At 74.7% G+C, this 18818-nt stretch carries 21 protein-coding genes; 12 read left to right on the plus strand and 9 right to left on the minus strand.

All coding sequences use genetic code 11. The features are described from left to right. The first annotated feature begins 113 nt into the window (after positions 1-113). The 3 genes from xseA to PKY62_RS04835 all read left to right on the plus strand — a co-directional run bounded on the left by xseA (position 114) and on the right by PKY62_RS04835 (position 2701). Positions 114-1349: an exodeoxyribonuclease VII large subunit gene (gene xseA / locus PKY62_RS04825; protein ID WP_324535404.1), complete on the plus strand. Its 1236-nt coding sequence runs from the start codon at positions 114-116 to the stop codon at positions 1347-1349. A 90-nt stretch (positions 1350-1439) separates the two neighbouring features. Next, complete coding sequence (locus tag PKY62_RS04830; protein ID WP_324535406.1) at positions 1440-1718, plus strand: exodeoxyribonuclease VII small subunit; 279 nt, start codon at positions 1440-1442, stop codon at positions 1716-1718. Next, complete coding sequence (locus PKY62_RS04835; protein ID WP_324535408.1) at positions 1715-2701, plus strand: carbohydrate kinase family protein; 987 nt, start codon at positions 1715-1717, stop codon at positions 2699-2701. The genes PKY62_RS04830 and PKY62_RS04835 overlap by 4 nt, the downstream gene beginning before the upstream one ends. A 132-nt stretch (positions 2702-2833) precedes the next feature. Here the strand turns inward: PKY62_RS04835 and PKY62_RS04840 are convergent, their stop codons facing one another. Next, complete coding sequence (locus PKY62_RS04840) at positions 2834-4102, minus strand: glycoside hydrolase family 15 protein (RefSeq protein ID WP_324535409.1); 1269 nt, start codon at positions 4100-4102, stop codon at positions 2834-2836. A 112-nt stretch (positions 4103-4214) separates the two neighbouring features. Here PKY62_RS04840 and PKY62_RS04845 point away from each other — a divergent pair, with 112 nt between their 5' ends. The 4 genes from PKY62_RS04845 (at position 4215) to PKY62_RS04860 (ending at position 7034) form a co-directional block, all read left to right on the plus strand. Further along, the gene (locus tag PKY62_RS04845; protein WP_324535410.1) at positions 4215-4637 is read left to right on the plus strand and encodes a DUF1761 domain-containing protein; all 423 of its coding nucleotides are present in this window, start codon (positions 4215-4217) and stop codon (positions 4635-4637) included. 49 nt (positions 4638-4686) lie between these two features. Continuing rightward, on the plus strand, positions 4687-5340 hold the full coding sequence (locus tag PKY62_RS04850; protein ID WP_324535412.1) for a carbonic anhydrase: 654 nt from the start codon (positions 4687-4689) through the stop codon (positions 5338-5340). A gap of 111 nt (positions 5341-5451) precedes the next feature. Then, positions 5452-6864 (plus strand): class II fumarate hydratase, encoded by a 1413-nt coding sequence (locus tag PKY62_RS04855; protein WP_324535414.1) that lies wholly within the window; start codon positions 5452-5454, stop codon positions 6862-6864. Between the two features lie 5 nt (positions 6865-6869). Continuing rightward, positions 6870-7034, plus strand: a complete 165-nt coding sequence (locus tag PKY62_RS04860) for a heme biosynthesis protein HemY (protein WP_324535416.1) — start codon at positions 6870-6872, stop codon at positions 7032-7034. Between the two features lie 107 nt (positions 7035-7141). On the opposite strand, the gene phoH2 is transcribed toward PKY62_RS04860, so the two are convergent. Next, positions 7142-8452: an RNA 5'-3' helicase PhoH2 gene (gene phoH2 / locus PKY62_RS04865; protein ID WP_324535418.1), complete on the minus strand. Its 1311-nt coding sequence runs from the start codon at positions 8450-8452 to the stop codon at positions 7142-7144. A 262-nt stretch (positions 8453-8714) separates the two neighbouring features. Continuing rightward, the gene (locus tag PKY62_RS04870) at positions 8715-9476 is read right to left on the minus strand and encodes an isoprenyl transferase (RefSeq protein ID WP_324535420.1); all 762 of its coding nucleotides are present in this window, start codon (positions 9474-9476) and stop codon (positions 8715-8717) included. Positions 9477-9664: 188 nt separating this feature from the next. Between PKY62_RS04870 and trhA the strand changes: the two genes are divergently transcribed. After that, the gene (gene trhA, locus PKY62_RS04875; protein WP_324535422.1) at positions 9665-10327 is read left to right on the plus strand and encodes a PAQR family membrane homeostasis protein TrhA; all 663 of its coding nucleotides are present in this window, start codon (positions 9665-9667) and stop codon (positions 10325-10327) included. Between the two features lie 30 nt (positions 10328-10357). On the opposite strand, the gene PKY62_RS04880 is transcribed toward trhA, so the two are convergent. From PKY62_RS04880 to mca, 3 genes are read right to left on the minus strand one after another with little or no spacing between them, the layout of a single operon-like run. Then, positions 10358-11182, minus strand: a complete 825-nt coding sequence (locus PKY62_RS04880; protein ID WP_324535424.1) for a nitrilase-related carbon-nitrogen hydrolase — start codon at positions 11180-11182, stop codon at positions 10358-10360. Positions 11183-11184: 2 nt separating this feature from the next. Then, entirely contained in the window at positions 11185-11538 is a 354-nt protein-coding gene (locus tag PKY62_RS04885) for a hypothetical protein (protein ID WP_324535426.1), read from the minus strand. Next, a complete protein-coding gene (mca, locus tag PKY62_RS04890) occupies positions 11535-12395 on the minus strand; it encodes a mycothiol conjugate amidase Mca (protein WP_324535443.1) in 861 nt (286 codons plus the stop codon). The genes PKY62_RS04885 and mca overlap by 4 nt, the downstream gene beginning before the upstream one ends. A gap of 139 nt (positions 12396-12534) precedes the next feature. On the opposite strand from mca, the gene PKY62_RS04895 reads away from it, so the two are divergent. Then, positions 12535-12942, plus strand: a complete 408-nt coding sequence (locus PKY62_RS04895; RefSeq protein ID WP_324535428.1) for a DUF4307 domain-containing protein — start codon at positions 12535-12537, stop codon at positions 12940-12942. 101 nt (positions 12943-13043) lie between these two features. Then, the gene (gene greA / locus PKY62_RS04900) at positions 13044-13583 is read left to right on the plus strand and encodes a transcription elongation factor GreA (RefSeq protein ID WP_324535430.1); all 540 of its coding nucleotides are present in this window, start codon (positions 13044-13046) and stop codon (positions 13581-13583) included. Between the two features lie 56 nt (positions 13584-13639). On the opposite strand, the gene ilvA is transcribed toward greA, so the two are convergent. Genes ilvA through PKY62_RS04915 form a run of 3 tightly spaced genes read right to left on the minus strand, consistent with a single transcriptional unit; the run spans position 13640 to position 17279 of the window. Beyond that, positions 13640-14887, minus strand: coding sequence for a threonine ammonia-lyase (gene ilvA, locus PKY62_RS04905; protein WP_324535431.1), 1248 nt, complete (start codon positions 14885-14887; stop codon positions 13640-13642). Next, entirely contained in the window at positions 14884-16083 is a 1200-nt protein-coding gene (locus PKY62_RS04910; RefSeq protein ID WP_324535433.1) for an AI-2E family transporter, read from the minus strand. Before PKY62_RS04910 ends, ilvA begins: the two co-directional genes overlap by 4 nt. Continuing rightward, positions 16080-17279, minus strand: coding sequence for a cystathionine gamma-synthase (locus tag PKY62_RS04915; RefSeq protein WP_324535435.1), 1200 nt, complete (start codon positions 17277-17279; stop codon positions 16080-16082). Before PKY62_RS04915 ends, PKY62_RS04910 begins: the two co-directional genes overlap by 4 nt. Positions 17280-17411: 132 nt before the next feature. Between PKY62_RS04915 and msrA the strand changes: the two genes are divergently transcribed. Beyond that, positions 17412-18086 (plus strand): peptide-methionine (S)-S-oxide reductase MsrA, encoded by a 675-nt coding sequence (gene msrA, locus PKY62_RS04920; RefSeq protein WP_324535437.1) that lies wholly within the window; start codon positions 17412-17414, stop codon positions 18084-18086. Positions 18087-18217: 131 nt separating this feature from the next. Further along, on the plus strand, positions 18218-18818 hold a 601-nt coding region (locus tag PKY62_RS04925; protein WP_324535439.1), incomplete at its 3' end, for an ABC transporter ATP-binding protein.

The raw sequence follows: 18818 nt of genomic DNA on the forward strand, positions 1-18818 counted from the left end.
GGCACGCGGCCACCGGCACGCGGGCGACGGCACGCGGCCACCGGCACGCGGGCGATGGCACGCGGGCGGCGGCACCGCCCACCGCCGTCCGGCCCAGGTGGCAGGCTGGCCCGGTGACCGACCTGCCCGCCCGCGCGATCGAGACGACGCCGGAGCACCCGTGGCCCGTGCGGCACCTGTCCGCCAAGATCGCCGAGTACGTCCACAAGATGCCGGGCGTGTGGGTCGAGGGCCAGGTGGTCCAGCTCAACAAGCGGGCCGGCATGGCCTTCCTCACGCTGCGGGACGTCGACGCCGACGTCTCGCTGTCGGTGTCCGCCCAGCCCCGCGTGCTCGGTGAGCTCACCGAGGGCGCGCACGTCGTCGTGCACGCGACCCCGACCTTCTGGTCCAAGCGCGGCACGCTGCAGCTCCAGGCCGACGAGTTCCGCGCCGTCGGGCTCGGCGAGCTCCTCGCGCGGATCGAGCACCTGCGCCGCGTGCTCGCCGCCGAGGGCCTCTTCGACGCCGACCGCAAGGTCGCGCTGCCCTTCCTGCCGGGCGTCGTGGGGCTCGTCTGCGGGCGCGACTCCAAGGCCGAGCACGACGTGGTCGTCAACGCCAGGGCGCGCTGGCCTCAGGTGCTCTTCGAGATCCGCGAGGTGGCGGTCCAGGGCGTGCGGGCGGTCGCCGAGGTGAGCGCAGCCGTCGCAGAGCTCGACGCCGACCCGCGGGTCGAGGTCATCGTCGTGGCCCGCGGCGGCGGCAGCGTCGAGGACCTGCTGCCGTTCAGCAACGAGAGCCTCGTGCGCGCCGTCGCGGCGTGCCGCACGCCCGTCGTCGTCGCGATCGGCCACGAGACCGACGCGCCCCTGCTCGACCTCGTCGCCGACTACCGGGCGTCGACACCCACCGACGCGGCCAAGCGGATCGTGCCCGACGTCGGCGAGGAGCGCACGCGCGTGACGCAGGCACGCACCCGGGTGCGTGCCGCGATCACCCAGCTGCTGCGCGGCGAGGCCGAGCGGCTGGCGGCCGTGCGCTCGCGCCCCGTGCTGGCGCGGCCCGAGAACCTCATCGAGGGGTACGAGCTCGAGGTCGCGCGCCTGCGGGCCGACGCGCGACGCTCCGTCGCCGACACGCTGCGGGCTGGCGCTGCGGACGTCGAGCGGCTCGCCGCCCAGGTGCGCGCCCTGTCCCCCGCGGCCACGCTCGAGCGCGGCTACGCCGTCGTGCAGCGCGTCGCCGACGGCGCGGTGGTCCGCTCGTCCGACGAGGTCGCCGCCCACGACCGCGTGCTGGTGCGGGTCGCATCCGGCCGGTTCGAGGCGGAGGTGGTCGAGCCGGCCACACCCCGTGCGACGACGTGATCCGCACGGGATCCGCACCGATCCGACCGGGCGTCGCACCTGCGGGCCCCGTCACGGTTTACTGGTCCTGTGCCGACCACACCCGCTGAGATGACGTACGAGCAGGCCCGCGACGAGCTCGTCGGGGTCGTCGCACGGCTCGAGGCCGGCGGTGAGACCCTCGAGGGCTCGCTCGCGCTCTGGGAGCGCGGCGAGGCGCTCGCCGCGCGCTGCCAGGAGTGGCTCGACGGCGCCCGCCGCCGGCTCGACGCCGCCCGATCGGCCACCCCGGACGGGCCGGCGCCCGGCGCCGCCTCGACGACCACGCGTACGACCACGCGCACGACCAGCACCGCACCCGCCCCGACGGACCCCGAGGACGACCGATGAGCGCCACGACCCCCGCACCCGCCTCGGACCCGATCGGGACCACCGCCCTGGCGCCGACGGACGTCGCCCGCCGCGCGCTGGTCATCGGCGAGGCCCTCATCGACGTCGTGCGGCGCGCCGACGGTGCCGTGAGCGAGCACCCGGGCGGCAGCCCCGCCAACGTCGCGATCGGCCTGGCCCGCCTCGACCGCGGCGTCGACCTGCTCACATGGTTCGGTGCCGACGCGCACGGCGAGGTCATCACCGCGCACCTCACGGGCGCCGGCGTGGACGTGGTGCCCGGCAGCGGGACCGCCGAGCGGACGTCCGTGGCGACCGCGGTGCTCGACGACGCCGGGGTCGCGACCTACGTCTTCGACCTGTCCTGGCACGTCCCGGCGAGCTGGACCTCCCCGGCCGCAGCGCCCGTCGTGGTCCACACGGGCTCGATCGCCGCGATCCTCGAGCCGGGCGGCGCGGACGTCGCCCGGATCCTCGCCGCGCACCGGGACTCCGCGACGATCACCTACGACCCGAACATGCGGCCATCCCTCATGCCGGCGCCCGACGTCACGCGCCCCATGGTCGAGGCCCTCGTGGCGCTCTCGGACGTCGTCAAGGTCAGCGACGAGGACCTCGCGTGGCTCGAGCCCGGCAGCGACCCGGTGGACGTCGCACGCCGCTGGGCGACCACGGGCCCGGCCGCCGTGGTGGTCACGCGCGGCGGCGAGGGCGCCGTCGCGGTGACGGCGGCCGGCAGCACGGTCGAGATCGTGGCACCGCGCGTCACCGTCGCCGACACCGTGGGCGCCGGCGACTCCTTCATGGGTGGCCTCATCGACGGGCTGTGGTCGGCCGGGCTGCTCGGCGCCGAGCACCGCGCGGACCTGCACGCGGCGCCGGACGCGACCTGGACCGCCGTGCTCGAGCGCTGCGCGCGGATCGCCGCGATCACCGTCAGCCGTGCCGGTGCCAACCCGCCCACCACGGCCGAGCTCGCCTGAGCGCGCCTGAGTTCGCCTGAGCGCGCCTGAGCTCGCCTCAGCGCAGTACCGACCGCGGACGTCAGGCCCGCGCGACCCGGAGTTCCCGAGGATTCCTGACGACCCGGATGCACTACGCGAGCCCGCGTGACCTCAGCCCGCGCCCTGACGGTCGAGCTCGTCCAGCGTGAGCAGCACCAGCGACGCCGTCCACGCCAGCGGGGCGGCCGACGCCGGGCTGCCGTCCCAGAGCACCTTCTCTGGCAGCGAGCCGCGCGGGGTGGTGTGCTCAGCGAGCCAGTCCAGCCGGTCGGTCGCCTGGTCCACGTCACCCGAGGCCGCCGCCGTGAGCGCGAAGACCGCGGTGCTGGGCGTCCACGAGATCCCGTCCGGCTTCCAGTCGCTGCCCGGGGCGAGGCCGCCGCCGCTGCGCGTCATCGTCGGTGCCGCCGCGAGCCACGCGGCCTGGACCTGCGGGTCGAGGGGTGCGAACGGCGGCATGAGGAACGCGACGGCGGTGTCGGTGGTGGCCCCACCGTGCCGGCGCGGGTAGTCGGGGGCGAACTCGCGCTGGCCGGCCTCGAGCAGGCGCACGACGTCGTCCACCGGGTCCAGCCCCAGCGCGTCGAGCACCGGACCGATCGCCCGGGCGCCGAGCAGCAGGGGTGCGAGCGTGCCCAGCGTCGGGACCTGCTCCCGCACCTCCCAGTAGTCCGCGTAGACCCCGGGCAGCCCGGTGCGGGGGTCCACCTGGGCGCGGATCGCGTCGACGGACCGCTCGACCAGCGGGCTCAGCCCCGCCAGCGCGGCATCCCGCGCCCCACCGGGCCTCGCGCCGGCGTACCACTCGGCGACGGCCCAGAGCACCCAGCCGTTGCCGTCGAGCTGGGGGCCTCGCCCGTCGGGGACGTCGCCGGAGCCGTCGGGCAGGTAGCGGGCCGCGAAGACGCCGTCGGTCGACGTCTCGTCCTGCATGCGCCGCAGGTAGTCGAGAACCCGCAACGCGTCGTCGGGGTGGCCCGTGCGCGTGAGCGCGACGGCGGTGAACGACGCGTCGCGCGGCCACACGTACCGCCACCGCGCGCTCACGCCGGCGAGGGCCGCACCGTCGGCCAGCACGAGGAGGTCCAGGTCGCGCAGCGCCCGCTCGGCGAGCGCCGCGTACGCGTCCGGGCCGGGCACCGTCCCCGACGCCAGCCACGCGTCCTGGGCTAGGCGGCGCTCGGGGTCGTCCTGCACGTCGCCGCCGACGGGCACCGGGACGGGGTCGCCGGCCGCGTCGAGCACCACACCGTCGGTGTGCAGCGGGAGCGTCGCGAACGCCGAGACCTCGGGGGTGATCGCCGCGCCGCAGGTTGCCGCGACGGCGAGCAGCAGCGCGGCCCCCGTGAGGGTCCGTCCCGGCCTCGTCGCCCTCGACACGTGGCGACTGTACCGCCGGGCGAGCACCCCTCAGCGAGCCGACGACGCCCGTAGACTCGCCCGCGAGGTCCGCTCCCCCGCGGACCTGGACAGCTCGCGGAAGAGGCCGACGATGATCCCCGAGACCAACCTGTGGGCCGTCGTGCTCGCCACGGCGTCGACGCTCGTCGTCGGCTCGATCTGGTACTCCCCGAAGGTGTTCGGCAAGTGGTGGATGGCCGCGGCCAGGGTGGACCAGGACAGGGCCGCCTCGCGCGGGATCCTGCCCATCCTCATCACCGTGGTCGTCAGCTTCGTCACCGCGTGGGTGCTCGCCGGCGCGGCAGCCATCGCGCACGAGTTCTACGACGGCACGTTCCTCGTCGACTCCCTCATCACCGGCGTCCTGCTGTGGGCCGGGTTCACCGCGGCACGCATCGTCACGCACGACGCCTTCGAGGCCCGGCCCGCGCGGCTCACCGCGTTGACGCTCGCCCACGAGCTCGTCACGGTGCTCGTCATGGCGCTCGTCATCGGCCTCATGGGGATCGGCTGACGCGTCGGTCGCGCGGGCGACACCCCGGGCGGCCTGCGACGATGAGCCCATGCCGCAGCCCCGCACGCCAGCCCAGGCCTGGTCGGCCCTCGTCGAGGGCAACGACCGCTTCGTCCGCGGTGCCATGGAGCACCCCTCGCAGGACGTCGGTCACCGCGCGGAGCTGAGCGCCGCCCAGGCGCCGTTCGCCGTGGTCTTCGGCTGCTCGGACTCGCGGGTCGCCGCCGAGATCATCTTCGACCAGGGGCTCGGCGACCTCTTCGTGGTGCGCACCGCGGGGCACGTGGTCGACACGACCGTCATCGGCTCGATCGAGTACGGCGTCCAGGTGCTCGGGGCCTCGCTCGTGCTCGTGCTGGGCCACGACTCGTGCGGCGCCGTCGCCGCGGCAGCCGAGGCGCTGACGACGGGGCGGATGCCCACGGGGTTCGTCCGCGCGATCGTCGACCGGGTCATCCCCAGCATCGTCACCCTGCCGGAGCCGGGCACGCCCGCCGGCGCCGGCCGGGCCCTGCTCGCCCCGACCCCCGAGGCCCTGGGCCGCGAGCACGTGCGGCACACGGTCGAGATGCTGCTCAGCTACTCGGTGGGGCTGTCGACGGCGGTCGCCGACGGGCGCTGCGCGATCCTCGGCCTCGAGTACGCGCTGGTCGACGGGCGGGTCCGGCTGGTCCAGGCCCACGGGGACGTCGGCCAGGGCTGAAGGCCGGCCCGGAACCGCACGTCCGGACCCGCGCACCCAGGCCCGCACGCCCGGACCCGCACGTCCGGACCCGCACGGCCCGACCCCGGCCGCGGTGCGAGGATGTCGGTCATGACCGAGACGACCGCCCCCGAGGGCTTCCGCATCGAGCACGACACGATGGGCGACGTCCTCGTCCCGGTCGATGCCCTGTACCGCGCCCAGACCCAGCGCGCCGTGGAGAACTTCCCCATCTCCGGCACCCGGCTGGAGCGCTCGCACATCGCCGCGCTGGCCCGGATCAAGAAGGCCGCAGCCCTGGCGAACGCCGAGCTGGGCGTGCTGGCAGACGACGTCGCCCAGGCCGTCGCGGCGGCCGCCGAGGAGGTCGCGGACGGCGCGCACGACGCGCAGTTCCCGGTTGACGTCTACCAGACCGGGTCGGGGACGTCGTCGAACATGAACGCCAACGAGGTCATCGCGACGCTCGCCACCGCACGGCTGGGCCGCCCGGTGCACCCCAACGACCACGTCAACGCGTCGCAGTCGTCCAACGACGTGTTCCCGACCTCGGTGCACGTCGCCGCGACCGACGGCGTGGTGCGCGACCTCGTACCAGCCCTCGAGCACCTCGCCGCAGCGCTCGAGGCCAAGGCCGAGGCCTTCGGAGGCGTGGTCAAGTCGGGCCGCACCCACCTCATGGACGCCACGCCGGTGACGCTGGGCCAGGAGTTCGGCGGGTACGCCGCGGCCGTCCGCTACGGCGTCGAGCGCCTCGCCGCCGCACTGCCGCGTGCCGCCGAGGTACCGCTGGGCGGCACGGCGGTCGGGACCGGGATCAACACCCCCGCCGGGTTCCCCCAGCGCGTGATCGCCCTGCTGCGCGAGGACACCGGCCTGCCGCTCACCGAGGCGCGCAACCACTTCGAGGCCCAGAGCGCGCGCGACGGGCTCGTCGAGCTGTCGGGAGCGCTACGCACCATCGCCGTGAGCCTGACCAAGATCTGCAACGACCTGCGCTGGATGGGCTCCGGCCCCAACACCGGGCTCGGCGAGATCACGCTGCCGGACCTGCAGCCCGGCTCCTCGATCATGCCGGGCAAGGTCAACCCCGTGGTTCCCGAGGCCGTGCTCATGGTCGCGGCGCGCGTGGTCGGCAACGACGCGACCGTCGCCTGGGCCGGCGCGAGCGGGGCCTTCGAGCTCAACGTGCAGATCCCCGTCATCGCCCAGGGCGTGCTGGAGTCGATCCGCCTGCTGGCCAACGCCTCGCGGCTCCTCGCGGACCGCACGGTGGACGGCATCGTGGCGAACGTCGAGCGCGCCCGGGCGCTGGCCGAGTCCTCGCCATCGATCGTCACACCGCTCAACCGGACCATCGGCTACGAGGCGGCGGCGAAGGTGGCCAAGCACGCCGTCGCGCACGGCGTGACCGTGCGCCAGGCCGTCGTCGACCTCGGCTTCGTCGAGCGGGGCGAGGTCACCGAGGCCCAGCTGGACACGGCGCTCGACGTCATGGCCATGACCCGCCCGCCGCGGGCGTGACGACCATGGACGAGCCGACGCCCGCACGACCCGACGAGCACCCCTTCGCCCACCTGCCCGAGCCGATCCGCCTCGAGGACATGGTGGAGTCCGTCGCCGTCTCCCCCGCTCCGGATCCGGAGATGGGCCGCGACACGGAGACGGAGTTCCTGCTGCGCAACAGCGGCTGAGGCCGGACCACCGCCTCGGCCTGCCGTCGCCGTGGGCCGTGGGCCACCTGCCGTCGCCGTGGGCCACCTGCCGTCGGCCGTCAGCCATCGGCCGTCGACCCCGCAGCTCAGACCTCGATCCCCTCGAGCATCTCGGTGACGAGCGCCGCGACCGGCGAGCGCTCGGACCGCGTGAGCGTGACGTGCGCGAACAGCGGGTGGCCCTTGAGCGCCTCGATGACCGCCGCGACGCCGTCGTGCCGGCCCACGCGCAGGTTGTCGCGCTGGGCGACGTCGTGCGTCAGGACGACGCGCGAGGACTGGCCGATCCGGGACAGCACGGTGAGCAGCACGTTGCGCTCGAGCGACTGCGCCTCGTCGACGATGACGAACGCGTCGTGCAGCGAGCGGCCGCGGATGTGCGTCAGTGGCAGCACCTCGAGCATCCCGCGGTCCATGACCTCCTCGACCACGGCGCCGGACACCACGGCGCCCAGGGTGTCGAAGACCGCCTGGGCCCACGGCCCCATCTTGTCCGCCTCGTTGCCTGGCAGGTAGCCCAGGTCCTGGCCACCCACGGCGTACAGCGGCCGGAAGACCATCACCTTGCGGTGCTGCCGCCGCTCGAGCACGGCGTCGAGGCCGGCGCACAGCGCGAGCGCGGACTTGCCGGTCCCCGCCCGCCCGCCGTGCGAGACGATGCCGATCTCGTCGTCGAGCAGCAGGTCGATCGCCATGCGCTGCTCGGCGCTGCGCCCGCGCAGCCCGAAGACCTCCTGGTCGCCGCGCACCAGACGCAGCTGCTTGTCCGCGGTGACGCGCGCGAGGGCGGAGCCCCGCGGCGAGTGCACGACGGCGCCCGTGTGGCACAGCAGGGGGCCGGTGTCCTGACCGGTGAGGTCGACGTCCGCGAGGTCGACGCGCTCCTGCTCCCACAGGGCCGCCATCTGCTGCTCGGCGAGGTCCAGCTCCGTCATCCCCGTCCAGCCGGAGTCCACGGCGAGCTCCGCGCGGTACTCCTCCGCGGCCAGGCCCACCGCGGAGGCCTTGACGCGCATCGGCAGGTCCTTGGACACGAGCACCACGTGGTGCCCCTCGTCCGCCAGGTTCTTGGCCACGGCCAGGATCCGCGTGTCGTTGTCCCCGAGCCGGAAGCCGGCCGGCAGCACCATGGGGTCCACGTGGTTGAGCTCGACGCGCAGCGTGCCGCCCAGCGCGCCCACCGGGACGGCCTGGTCGAGCCGCCCGTGCTCGATCCGCAGGTCGTCGAGCATCCGCAGCGCCGCACGGGCGAAGTACCCCAGCTCGGCGTGGTGCCGCTTGGCCTCGAGCTCGGTGATGACGACCACCGGGAGCACGACGGCGTGCTCGGCGAAGCGCAGGATGGCGCGTGGGTCGGACAGCAGGACGGAGGTGTCGAGCACGTAGGTCTGGCTCACGGGGCATCCCCTCCGGCGACGGCGCGCCGAGCTGGCTGCCGGGGGCCGACGGTGCGGCTCCCGGCGGGGTAACGGGCCCGGTCGACCGGCCGCGGGGCCGGGGACCGGCCCTCCTCCCGGAGCACAGGCTCCATGGGCTGGCCTCCCGAGGGACGACGGACGCCGTCCGTTACCGCCGGACGCTACGCCGGGGCCCCGACACCCCCGCCCCGACACGCGAGCGAACGCGCACGCGTCACACGATGTTCACCTGGGGGCCGGGTCAGCGGCCGAGCCGGCGCTCACGCGCCGCGTACGAGCGCAGCGCGCGCAGGAAGTCGACCCGACGGAAGTCGGGCCAGTACGCCTCGCAGAAGTAGAACTCCGAGTGCGCGCTCTGCCACAGCAGGAACCCGCCGAGCCGCTGCTCGCCGGAGGTGCGGATGACCAGGTCGGGGTCCGGCTGGCCCTTGGTGTAGAGGTGCTCGGCGATGTGCTCGACGTCGAACGACTCCGCGAGGTCCTCCAGCGACGTCCCGTTGCCGGCGTTCTCGCGCAGGATCGAGCGCACGGCCTCGGCGATCTCGTGCCGGCCGCCGTACCCGACGGCGACGTTGACGTGCAGCCCGACGACGTCCGCCGTGCTCGCCTCGGCAGCGCGCAGCGTCGCCGCGGCATCGGCCGGCAGCAGCTCGAGGGCGCCCATGACCTGCAGCCGCCATCGCCGCGTCTCGGCGAGGGAGGTCACCGCCTCGCCGATGATCCCCAGCAGCTCCGCGAGCTCTGCGGGGTCCCTCGAGAGGTTGTCGGTCGAGAGCATCCACAGGGTGACGACCTCGACACCCACCTCCTCGGACCAGCCCAGCAGGTCGGCGATCTTGTCTGCCCCGCGCCGGTGCCCCGTCGACGCGCTCGCGCCAAGGCTCCGCGCCCAGCGCCGGTTGCCGTCGAGGATGACGCCGATGTGCCGGGGCACCGAGGTGGGGGTGAGCTGCGCCGCGAGGTGACGCTCGTACACCCCGTACAGGGGGTTCGGCAGGCGCATGACGCCACGCTACCGCCCCGTGCGACACTCCGCGGGCAGGCCGCCGGCAGGCCGTGGGCAGGCTGCGGTGCAGGTCGGTCGGGGCCAGACTGGTCCCCGCGGGCCCGGCCCCGCGCACGACGGCGCGCGCCGGGGACGCCCGGCATCCGGGGTAACCTACGGTTGCGTAAGTTCATCGGGAGGACCGCATGGCAGACAACCTCATCGACGCCGTCAAGCCGCGGCTGCGCGGCTGGCTGCACGCCGGGATGGCGCCGCTGGCGCTCGTGGGCGCGATCGCTCTCGTCGCCCTCGCCCCGACCACGGCCGGCAAGGTGACCACCGCGATCTTCGGGCTCAGCTCGATCCTGCTGTTCGGCGTCAGCGCCGTGTACCACCGCGGCACGTGGTCCCCGCGGGTCAACGGCGTGCTGCGTCGGCTGGACCACACCAACATCTTCCTCATCATCGCGGGCACCTACACGCCCCTGGCCGTGCTGCTGCTGCCGCGCGAGACGGCGCAGATGATGCTCGTCGTCGTGTGGTCGGGTGCGCTGGCCGGGCTGCTCGCGCGGATCTTCTGGCTCGGCGCGCCGCGGTGGTTCTACACGCCGGTCTACGTCGCCCTCGGGTGGGTGGCCGTCTGGTACATCCCGACGTTCTGGGTCGCCACGCCACAGGGCCCGACGATCGTGTGGCTCGTCGCCGCGGGCGGGCTGGCCTACACCCTCGGCGCGGTGGTCTACGGGACCCGGTGGCCGGACCCGAGCCCGCGCTGGTTCGGCTTCCACGAGGTCTTCCACAGCCTCACGGTCGTCGGCTTCGTGTGCCACTACGTCGCGGTGAGCATCGCGGTCTACACCGCTGGCTAGTCGAGCCGGGCCGGCTGCCTGTCCCGCGGCTCAGACCCGCGGGACGACCGTGTAGCGGCGGTTGACCAGCGACGGGTTGCGCCCGCGCACGGCCTCGACCTGCGCGGGATCGAGGTCGGCGACCGCCACCTGGCGTCCCTCGCCACCCGTCGCCGAGCGCTCGCCCGGGTCGCGACCCGGGTCGGCGAGGACCACGCCGAGCGGGTCCACCACCATCGGCGCGCCCGCCACCCCGCGCCCCTGCATGGCCGCCCCGAGCACGTACACGGTGTCCTCGATCGCGCGCGCCCGCAGCAGGATCCGCCAGTGCTTGACCTTGTCCTGGCCCGAGGCCCAGGCCGCGGGGACCGCGATGACCGTCGCACCGGCATCGACCAGGCGGCGGGCGGACTCGGGGAAGCGCAGGTCGTAGCACGTCATCACGCCCACCCGCAGGCCGTCGACGTCGACCACCAGCGGCGCCGCGGCCGGGTCCCCCGCCGCGAACCGGTCCGACTCGTGCTGCCCGAACGCGTCGTACAGGTGCACCTTGTGATACGTCCCGAGGAGGCCCTGCGGGCCGACCGCCACCACGACGTTGGCCGGCGGGTCGGCGGGACCTGCCCCCGCGACCACGAGCCCGGCGATGACCACCACCCCGCTCTGGACCGCGGCCTCGCGCAGCGCCGTGACGAACGGCCCGTCGAGCGCCTCGGCCCGCACGGTCACGCCGCGCGGGTCGAAGCACGCGGCGTACTCCGGCAGCACCACGAGGTGCGCGCCGTCGTCCGCGGCCTCCAGCACGGCCTCCACGGCGGCGGTGCGGTTGGCGGCGACATCCTGCGTGCTGGCCAGACCCACGACGTGGACGCGCATGGTCAGTCCGTCCGGCTCGGCGGTTCGGCCACGGGTTCCGCGGCGGGCGGCACCGGAGCGGCTGGGGGCGCGGCGTCAGGTGCCGGGTCGCTGGGGGCCGGGGCGCTGGGGGCCGGGGCGGCCGCGGCCCCCTCGGCGACGTCCTGCGCGCGGGCGGCGTGCTCGACCCGGCGCAGCTTGCCGGTCATCGACAGGAACAGCGGGATGCACGCGAGCACCGCGGCGAAGATCACGAGGAAGCCGAGCAGGCCCGGGGTGACGCTGTCGGGGTCGAGGCCCTCGCGCAGCTCGGGCAGCACGGGCTCCGGGGTGGCACCGAGCACGAGGGCCCAGGCGGTCGTCAGGCTGGGGCTCATCGGTCGTCCTCCGGGTGGATCCCCGAGAACAGGTCGTCCTCCGGCAGGGCGACCGGGACACGGGCGTGTGCCAGCTCGTACTCCTCGACGGGCCAGATGGCCGCCTCGAGGTCGCGGGGCACGGCGAAGAAGAAGCCCGACGGGTCGATCTGGGTGGCGTGCGAGCGCAGCGCCTCGTCCCGCGCGCCGAAGTGCTCGGCGCAGGTGATCCGGGTGGTCACGGGACGCTCGGGCACCTCGCGCATGGCGCGCGACTCGACCCAGTCGCCGAACGGGGACTCGTGGCCCGCCGCGACGAGCGCCTCGTGGACCGTGCGCATCCGGTGCAGCGAGAAGTCGTGGTTGTAGTAGAGCTTGAGCGGCGCCCACGGCTCTCCGTGCCCGCGGTACCGCTCGGGGTCGCCGGCCGCGTGGTAGGCCTCGTCCGCGACCTTGTGGCTCATGATGTGGTCCGGGTGGGGGTAGCCGCCGCTCGGGTCGTACGTCGTGATGACGTGCGGGCGGAACGCACGGACCAGCTCGACGAGCGGTGCGGCGGCCGCCTCCAGGGGGACGAGGGCGAAGCAGCCCTCGGGCAGCGGCGGCAGCGGGTCGCCCTCGGGCAGGCCGGAGTCCACGAAGCCCAGCCAGTGCTGACGCACGCCCAGCGCGCGCGCGGCCGCGGCCATCTCCTCGCGACGCACGGCGGCCATCTCGGCGCCCTCGGCGGGGCTGCCCGGATAGGCGTCGTTGAGGATCGAGCCCCGCTCGCCGCCCGTGCACGTCACGACCAGCACCTCGACCCCCTCGGCCGCGTACCGGGCCGTGGTGGCCGCCCCCTTGCTCGACTCGTCGTCGGGGTGGGCGTGCACAGCCATCAGCCGCAGCCCGGCCCGTCTCGTCGTCGTCCCGCTCACGAGGACAATGGTCTCCCATGCGCGGGTCTCCGCGCACCCGCAGCACCGGCGCGGACCTGTGGATCGCAGGTCCGGCCGGCCCAGCCCCGCAGGAGGACCGATGTCGGACGCGTCTGCGCTCCCGGCCGGACGCTACGGCCCGGCGGCGGACCCGCGCTCGGGCCGGCGCCGCACGATGGTCCTCGCGGGCCTCGGTGCGGCCCTCGTCGCCGTGACGGTCTGGGTCGGCCTCGGGGTGGCCGCCCAGCCCGTGACCTGGAAGGACGTCGGGTTCACGCTCGACGGCGCCGCCTCCGTCGAGGTGGTCTTCGACGTCGTGCGGATCGACCCCGGCGTCGCCGTGCGGTGCCGCGTGCAGGCACTGGACCAGCAGTACGCGCAGGTGGGGATCGTCACGGTCGACGTCGCCCCGGCGCAGGACCGCGTCCAGCGGTTCGCCGTCGAGGTCGCCACGACCCAGGCCGCGACCACGGGCCTGGTGGACAGCTGCTGGGTGCTCGAACCCTGAGGGTTGCTATCCTGATCGTTTCCACGCCGGGAGCACGCTCCCTCGCGACGGGCCGCCCTGTGCCGTCGCGACCCTCGACGCAGCGGTGCCCCGCGTGGCCCATGACACCGCACCCGCCCCGACCGGCGGGTGCCTCAGCACGAGGAGGCACCGTGACCGATCAGGCCGCCATCACCTGGCTGACCCAGGAGGCGCACGACCGGCTGACCGCAGAGCTCACGCAGCTCAGCACCATCGGCCGGCACGACATCGCCGAGAAGATCGACACCGCGCGCCAGGAGGGCGACCTCAAGGAGAACGGCGGGTACCACGCCGCACGCGAGGAGCAGGCCAAGCAGGAGGCCCGGATCCGCCAGCTCACCGAGCTGCTGCGGACGGCCGTGGTCGGCGAAGCCCCCGCGGACGACGGCGTCGTGGAGTCCGGCATGGTCGTCACGGCCACCGTCGCCGGGGACCGGATGACGTTCCTGCTCGGCTCGCGCGAGGTCGCCGAGGGCACCGGCCTGGACGTCTACAGCGCCGGCTCGCCGCTGGGCGCAGCGATCGTCGGCCGCTCGCGCGGTGAGTCGACGTCCTACACCGCACCCAACGGCCGTCAGATCGACGTCGTCATCCACGAGGCCACGCCCTTCGTGCCCTGAGGCGTGCCACCCGAGCGGGCCACCGGCAGGCAGAGGGGTCGGTCGCGCCCCGAGCGTCAGCCCGGACCGCCGGTGACCACCCGGTAGCCCAGCCCGCGCACGTGCAGCAGCAGCGCCGAGGCGTGCTCGGGCCCGCGGGTCTCCACCTGGACCGCGATCTCCACCTCGTCGACGCCGAGGTCGACGCCCGTGCGCAGGTGGCTGACGTGCATGACGTTGCCGCCCGCCGCCGCGAGGTCCGCGAGCAGCGACGCGAGGACGCCGGGCCGGTCCGCGACGCGCACGTGCAGCTGCGTGTACCGGCCGGCGGACGCCAGCCCGTGCCGCACCACGCGCAGCAGCAGCAACGGGTCGATGTTCCCGCCGGACAGGACCACCACGGCGGGCGTCTCGACCGGTCCGGTGCCCGCCATGAGGGCGGCCACACCGGCGGCGCCGGAGGGCTCCACGATGAGCTTGGCACGCTCGGCGACGAGCAGGAGCGCGCGGGACAGGTCCTCCTCCGTCACGGTGCGCACCGGCACGCCGTGGCGCTGCAGCAGGCCGAACGGCACGTCCCCCGGCCGCCCGACGGCGATCCCGTCGGCCATCGTGGTCATCTGCCCCACCGGGACGGGGTGCCCGGCCGCCAGCGAGCCCGGGTAGGCCGCCGCCCCCTCCGCCTGGACCCCGATGACGCGCACCTGGGGCTGGTCCGCGAGCGACGCGACGATCCCGGCGGCCAGCCCGCCGCCGCCGACGGGCACGAGGACCGTGCGCACGTCCGGCACCTGCTCGAGGATCTCGCGGCCCACGGTGCCCTGCCCCGCCACGACGTCCACGTGGTCGAACGGGTGGATGAGCACGGCCCCCGTGCGCTCGGCGTGCGCCGTCGCGAGGAGGAGCGCCTCGTCGACGCTCGAGCCCTGCAGCAGCACACGCGCGCCGTACTCCTGGGTGGCCGCGATCTTCGGCAGGGCCGCACCCTGCGGCATGTACACCGTCGCGTCCACGCCGAGCAGCCGTGCGGCGAGCGCGACCCCCTGGGCGTGGTTCCCCGCGCTGGCGGCGACCACCCCCCTGGCCTGCTCGGCGGGGCTCAGGCGGGACATCCGCACGTAGGCGCCGCGGATCTTGAACGACCCGGCCCGCTGGAGGTTCTCGCACTTGAGCAGCACGGGGCCGCCGGCCAGAGCCGACAGGGCGCGCGAGCCCTCGACCGGCGTGCGCAGCGCGACACCCTCGAGCAGCGCCGCGGCGGCCGCGACGTCGGCGGGGCCGACGAGGTCCGCGCCCGGCGGCGGCGAGGTCGCGGACGGGCTCACGGCGCGCTCGGCCCCGGACCCGGGACCGACACCTCGGCCACGGGCGCACCCTGCCCGCGCACCACGCTCGGCCCGCGGGGCGCGTCGAAGGCCCGCAACCAGCGGTCGAGCCCCTCGGGGTCGGTGCCCAGCGCGGGGAACTTGTCCCGCCCGTGCAGGTAGAGCACCACGGTGTTGACGGTCGCGGCCAGCGGCACGGCGAACAGGGCCCCGACGATCCCGGCGGCCAGCGAGCCCGCCGTGACCGACAGCAGCACCGCCACGGGGTGCAGCGAGACCGCCTGGCCCAGCAGCATGGGCTGGAGCACGTTGCTCTCGACCTGCTGCACCAGCAGCACGATGCCCAGCATGATGAGGGCCGTGCCGAGGCCCTGGTCCACGAGGGCGACGAGCACGGCGATCGCCCCGGTGGCGATCGCGCCGACGAAGGGGATGAAGCTCGCCATGAACACGAGCACGGTCAGCGGCATGACGAGCGGCAGACCCAGGACGAGCGCGCCGAGGCCGATCCCCGTGGCGTCGATGAGCGCGACGAGGATCTGGGTCTTGGTGAAGGCCGCGAGCGTCACGACCCCGCGCCGCGACGCCTCGTAGACCCGCATCCGGGCCGTGCGGGGCAGCAGGCGGACCAGCCACGCCCAGATCTGGGCGCCGTCCTTGAGGAAGAACAGCAGGCAGAAGAGGGTGAGCAGGGCGCCAGCCAGCAGGTTGCCGATCGTCACGGTCACCGACAGCGCACCCGAGACCAGGGTCCCGGAGCTGGCGCCGAGCTGGTCGGTCAGCTGGGAGACCACCGCCTCGAGCTGCGCCGGGTCCAGCCCCAGCGGGGTGGTGGCGAGGTAGTCGATGAGCGCGTCGATCCCCGCGTCCGCCCGGTCCCACAGGTCGGCGAAGCCCCGGACCAGCGCACGCCCGGTGGCAGCGAACAGCCCGGAGAGCACCAGCAGCAGCCCGACCACCGTCACCGCCGAGGCCAGCCCGCGGCCCATCCGCGCCCGCTCGACGAGCAGCGCGACGACCGGCCGCAGCAGCACGGTGAGCAGGAGCGCCACGACCACAGGCACCCAGATCACCTTGGAGTACCCCAGCGCGAGGACGACGGCCGCGAGCGCCAGGAGGATCGCGAGCAGGCGCCATGACCAGGCCGCGGCGACCTGGACCGAGCGCGGCACGGCGTCCGACGGACCGACGCTCACGCGAGTGCCTGGCCGAGGTCGGCCACGAGGTCGGCGACGTCCTCGATGCCCACCGACAGCCGCACGAGGTCGTCCGGCACCTCGAGCGCCGAGCCCGCGACCGACGCGTGGGTCATCTGCGCGGGGTGCTCGATGAGCGACTCGACCCCGCCGAGAGACTCCGCGAGCGTGAAGACCTTCGTCCGGGCGCACACGTCGAGCGCCTTCTCGCGGCTGCCCACGCGGAAGGAGACCATCGCGCCGAACGCGCTCATCTGGCGCCCGGCGAGCTCGTGGCCCGGGTGCTCCTCGAGCCCCGGGTGGATGACCTGGGTGACCGCGGAGTGGTCGCGCAGGTACCGGGCCACCGTGAGCGCGTTGGAGCAGTGCCGGTCCATCCGGACGGCGAGCGTGCGCAGCCCGCGCAGGGCCAGCCACGCGTCGAACGGCCCGGCCACCGCGCCCGCGGCGTTCTGCAGGTACCCGACCGCGTCGACCAGCGCCGTGGTGCCCGTGGGCCCCTCGAGGCCCACCGGCAGCTGGGCGCCGTCCCCCACCACGAGCGCCCCGCCGACGACGTCGCTGTGCCCGCCGATGTACTTGGTCGTCGAGTGCACGACGACGTCCGCCCCGAGCGCCAGCGGCTGCTGCAGGTACGGCGTCGCGAACGTGTTGTCGACCACCAGCACGGCGCCGGCCGCGCGGGCCAGCGCCGAGACGGCGGCGATGTCCGTCACGGAGAGCAGGGGGTTGGAGGGGCTCTCCACCCACACGAGCGCCGTGCGCCCGTGCTCGATGGCCGCGGCCACGGCGTCGAGGTCCGTCGGGTCGACCACGGTGTGGTCAACGCCCCACGGCCCCAGCACGCGCGCGATGAGCCGGTAGGTGCCGCCGTAGGCGTCGTTGGGCACGACGACGTGGCCGCCCGGCCGCAGCACAGCGCGCAGCAGCGCGTCCTCGGCCGCCAGCCCGGAGGAGAACGCGAAGGCCCGCGCGCCGCCCTCGACCGACGCGAGCGCGTCCTCGAGCGCGGTGCGCGTCGGGTTGCCCGAGCGCGAGTACTCGTACCCGCCGCGCAGCCCGCCGACGCCGTCCTGGGCGAACGTGGACACCTGGTAGATGGGCGGCACGACGGCGCCCGTGGTGGCGTCCGGGGCCTGCCCCGCGTGGATGGCCCGGGTGGCGAAGCCGGCGTCGGTCCAGTCGTCGTGAGTCACCTGCACAGGCTAGGGCCATGACGGCCGACGGGGGCCAGCAGCCCGGGCCCTGGGGCCGTCCGACAGCCGGGCACCGCGGGGAACACCCCCGTCCGGGCGCGCGTTGGCACGGGCAGACCTGAGGAGGCCCCGATGTTCGGATCCCTGCTGCGCACGACGATGGTGAGCCCCGAGCGCGCACTGCGCGGCCGCTCGGCGTCGGCCTTCCCTGTGCCCGAGCGGCATGTGGTCCTGGGCACGCCGCTCGCCGGGCCGTGGCCCGATGGCACCGCCGTGCTGCACCTGGCGCTCGGCTGCTTCTGGGGCGCCGAGCGCGAGCTGTGGCAGCTGCCCGGCGTCGTCACGACGGCAGCCGGGTACCAGGGCGGCTACACGCCGTTCCCCACCTACGAGGAGACCTGCACCGGGATGACCGGGCACACCGAGACGGTGCTCGTCGCCTACGACCCGACCGTTCTGCCGCACGCTGAGCTGCTGCGCACGTTCTGGGAGCTCCACGACCCGACCCAGGGGTTCCGCCAGGGCAACGACCGCGGCACGCAGTACCGCTCGGCGGTCTTCACGACCACCGACGAGCAGACCGCCGCCGCGCTGAGCACGCGCACGGCGTACGAGCCCGCGCTGCGCTCCCACGGCCTCGGCCCGATCACCACGGAGATCCGCGCGGTCGACTCCCGCGACGGCGTGCCCGGGGCGGGGCCCTTCTACTACGCCGAGGAGTACCACCAGCAGTACCTGCACAAGGTGCCGCACGGCTACTGCCCGGTGCACTCGACCGGGGTGGCCTGCCCGCTGCCGACGGCCTGAGCAGCCACGGGACGCAGCCCGTCATCCCTGAGGGGTACGGCCGCGGGCGGCGAAGATCCGCCCTGCGGCCGTCCCCGCCGCGCGCCCCTCCTCCTAGGTTCGAGGTGTTCGACCGACGAGGAGGAGCAACCATGATCGAGGCGCACGGCCTCATCAAGAGGTACGGCCCGACCACCGCCGTGGACGACATGACGTTCACGGTGCAGCCGGGCAAGGTCACGGGCTTCCTGGGCCCCAACGGCGCGGGCAAGTCCACCACGATGCGGATGATCGTCGGTCTCGATCGACCCACCGCCGGCACGGTGACGGTCAACGGCCGCCCGTACGCCGCGCACCGCACGCCGCTGCAGGAGGTCGGTTCGCTGCTCGACGCCAAGGCCGTGCACACCGGCCGCACGGCGCGCAGCCACCTCCTGGCCATGGCCGCGACGCACGGCATCAGCCGACGCCGGGTCGACGAGGTCATCGAGATGACCGGCCTGCAGACCGTCGCGGACAAGCGCGTCGGCGGGTTCTCGCTGGGCATGGGCCAGCGGCTCGGCATCGCCGCGGCGCTGCTCGGCGACCCGCAGACGCTCATCCTGGACGAGCCCGTCAACGGCCTCGACCCCGAGGGTGTGCTGTGGGTCCGCACCCTGGTGCGCTACCTCGCGGGTCAGGGGCGCACGATCTTCCTGTCCTCGCACCTCATGAGCGAGATGGCGCTGACCGCCCACCACATCATCGTCGTGG

The organism is Actinotalea sp. (genome assembly GCF_035443605.1).
Taxonomy (GTDB): Bacteria; Actinomycetota; Actinomycetes; order Actinomycetales; family Cellulomonadaceae; genus Actinotalea.